This is a genomic window from Rhodoblastus sp. (assembly GCF_041915505.1).
Taxonomy (GTDB): Bacteria; Pseudomonadota; Alphaproteobacteria; order Rhizobiales; family Beijerinckiaceae; genus Rhodoblastus.
Genome location: NZ_JAYSBG010000358.1, coordinates 1 through 3,460 on the forward strand (window position 1 = coordinate 1; position 3,460 = coordinate 3,460).

General features: G+C 66.4%; 2 protein-coding genes. Both read right to left on the reverse strand.

From position 1 onward, the window contains the following. Positions 1-82: 82 nt before the first annotated feature. The gene (mdoH, locus tag ACE3S9_RS16885) at positions 83-2,257 is read right to left on the reverse strand and encodes a glucans biosynthesis glucosyltransferase MdoH (RefSeq protein WP_374547642.1); all 2,175 of its coding nucleotides are present in this window, start codon (positions 2,255-2,257) and stop codon (positions 83-85) included. After that, a partial coding sequence (locus ACE3S9_RS16890; protein ID WP_374547643.1) for a glucan biosynthesis protein occupies positions 2,245-3,460 on the reverse strand: 1,216 nt, incomplete at its 5' end. The genes mdoH and ACE3S9_RS16890, both read right to left, overlap by 13 nt.

Sequence of the window (3,460 nt, forward strand, 5' to 3'; positions counted from 1 at the left end):
GACGATTCGGCTTAACCTGCGATTAATGACGCTAATATTTTCACGGAGGCTGTGGCCGATTCGCCTCAGCCCGTCTCGCGCGTCAGCTCTCTTGCGCCGCCGGGCCGGGAAGCCGCGTCAGCAAGGCGATCAGCGCGCGGTCCTGCATCAGGGCCAGGCGCTCCTTGTGGTGCAGCCATTTCACGGCGTCGTCGATGGTGTCGGCGTCGCTCAGCTTGGCCACGGCCATGGCCCGCTCCGGCGTGATGTCGCCGCGCGCGCGCGGCGCGGCCGGGGGCAGGAAGGCCTGATGCATGGCGCAGAATTCCGGGTCGGCGTGCAGCGCGCGCAGCCCGTCCGCATGGTCGTTGCCCTCGGCGGCAAGGGTTTCCGACAAGGCGTTGGCGCGGGTCGCGATCGGCGGCGGATCGCGCTCCTCCGGCGTCACCAGCAGGCCGAGCTTGCGGAAGGCGAGGCCAACCGATTTCAGCCCGGTCGACCAGGACAGAAAGATCGCCAGAATGAGGCCGGCGATGGTCGGCGACATCCAGGCGGCGAGCGAGGGCGAGATCAGAAGCGCCGCGACCAGCGAGATCACGCCCATGATGACATGGTCGCGATGGCGGCGGACGATGGATTTGAACGGCACTGATCCGTCGTCGCGGCGCTGCGGCTCCCAGCCGGTGTCGAAGCCGAACAGGATATGCATCACATGGCCGGCGTGAACCATCATCATGATCGGCGCCAGCAAAGCCGACATCACCACCTCGAACAGGGTCGAGAGTACGAGACGGATCGCCCCGCCCGCGCCGCGCCGGGTCGGGCCGTCGAACAAGGCGACGATCAGGCCGAACAATTTGGGCGCGAGCAGAACCGCCATGGTGACGATGAACAATTCCAGCGACCGTTCCGCGTCGAATCGCGGCCAGGTCGGGAACAGAGTGAAATCCTTGGAGAAATATTCCGGCCGGATATAGCTCGCCTGCAGGACGAGCACGATGCCGACCAGCAATTGGGCGAGCCAGAGCGGCGAGGCGAGATAGCCCATGATGCCGGTGGCGAAATGCTGGCGCGTCGGCCAGACCAGCCCCTTGGCCGACAGGATGCGCGAGTGCTGGAGATTGCCCTGGCACCAGCGGCGGTCGCGCGCGGCGACGTCGATCAGCGAGGGCGGGCTTTCCTCATAGGAGCCCTGCACGGCAGGCAGCATATAGACCGCATAGCCGGCGCGGCGGATCAGCGCCGCCTCGACGAAATCGTGGCTGAGGACATGGCCGCCGAAGGGCGGCTTGCCCTTGAGATGGGGCAGGCCGCAATGGGCCGCGAAGGCCTTGGTGCGGATGATGGCGTTATGGCCCCAGTAATTGCCGTCGCGGCCCATCCAGCAGGCCAGGCCGTCGGCGATGATCGGGCCATAGATGCGCGCCGCGAATTGCTGGACGCGGGCGAACAAAGTGTTGCGATTGATGATCAGCGGCAGGGTCTGGATGATGCCGGCGTCCGGGTCGGCCTCCATGGCGGCGGCGAGCGAGACGATGGCGGCGCCGGTCATCAGGCTGTCGGCGTCGAGCACGACCATCTGTTCATAGGCGCCGCCCCAGCGGGCGACGAAATCGCCGATATTGCCGGCCTTGCGCGCGGTATTTTTGGCGCGGCGGCGGTAATAGACCCGCGCCTGCGGCCCGAGCCGGCGGCGCAACGCGATAAAGGCGCGTTCCTCCGCGATCCAGATGTCGGGATCGGTGGTGTCGGAGAGAAAGAACCAGTCGAAGGCGGCGCCATGGCCGGTGGCCTCGACATCCTCGTAAATGGCCTGGAGCGCGCCGAATACGCGCGAGGCCGCCTCATTATAGATCGGCATGACCACGGCGGTGCGGACGCCGAGCTTTTCTGGCAAAGCCGGGGGCTTGGGTCGGCCGAGCAGCAAATGCAGGAAACCGACCACCGCGGCGGCGAAGGACAGCGCGATCCAGGAAAAATTGGCCAGAAACAGGACCAGCAGCACCCATTTCAGGAAGGTGATGCCGCCGACGTCGATGACGCGGTACATTTCATAGCCGCCCCAGCAGGACAAAGCGAAGCCGCCGCCGAAGGTGAGCAGGCGCGACAGCCAGGGGGCGCGGATTTTCCGGACGAAGCTGCGCCGCTCCTTGGCGGGATCGAACCGGAACAGCTTCTGCTCCGGCATGTCGAGCCGCGATTCCTCCGGCATGGCCGGGGCGAAGGAGCCTTCCGCCACGGCGGAGGGCGCGAGAGCGGAATCGGTCACGAGGTCCATCGATAGAGCCAGGTTTCGGATAAGGGCGCGCCCTGCGCCTCCAGCGTCAGGCGCATCTCGCAGGCGGTTTCGCCCGCCAGGTCGATGTCGAACTGGACATAGCAGGCCTTACGCTCGGGCGCGGGATAGGTGCGCAGGGCGGCGATCTTGCCGGGAAAAATTGTGAGATTGGCCTTGAGATCGGCCACCCGCGCCGCATCGCCGAGCGCGTCGCCGCGAAATTCCACCAGAAAGCGGCGCTGCTTGGCCGCCGCGCCGTGGCCGCCGCGCGAGCCCGACACCGCCGCGACCTGGGGCTTGGCCGGCGGCGACCAGCACCAGAACTGGCGATAGGCGAAATCCGCCTGCTGCCCCTTGAGCAGCGGGACCTTGGACCGCCAGAAGGCGATCATGTTCTGGGCGTTCTCGTTGTCCGACGGAATTTCCACCAGTTCGACGGAGCCCGGCCCCCAGTCCCCGATCGGCTCGACCCAGAGCGAGGGACGCCGCTCCCAATGCTGGGTCAGATCGTAGAAATCGTCGAAATCGCGGTTGCGCTGCAGGAAGCCGAAGCCCTTGGGGTTGCTGTCGACGAATTCGGAAATCTGCAGATTGTTGCGATTGGTGGCGGGGCGCCAGACCCATTCGCCGGCGCCGGTCAGCATTTGCAGCCCGGTCAATTCTTCCGCCGCGTCGCGCACGTCGTCGTCGCCGCGCCGGTCGAGCGGGTTGAACAGGCAGGTCGCGCTCATGGTGGCGAGGCCGTAATTTTCGAGCGCCGCGCGCGGGAACAGCGAACATTCGACATCGATGATGGTGGCGTCGCCGGGATGGAGCGTGAACCGATAGGCGCCCGCGAGGCTGTCCGAATCGAGCAGGGCGTTGATCGTCAGCGCATTGGACGAGCGGCTGGCCTTTTCGATCCAGACCGCGCGGAACAGCGGGAATTCCTCGCCGCGTCCGTCGCCGATACGGATCGAGAGGCCGCGCGCGGTGACGCCGAAGGTCTGGCCCGGCGCGAGCGAGCGGAAGAAGCTGGCGCCCTGGAAAACGGCCAGTTCCTGCAATTCGCCGCGATCGTTGCGCCGCAGCACGCGGAAGCCGGAAAAATCCAGCTTGGCGGGGGGCGAGGGCAGGTTGACGCCGCCGAACACGAATTTCGAGGCGTCGTAATTCAGCCGCCGCGCCACGCCGTCCTCGACCAGATTGATCTGCATCGGCGTG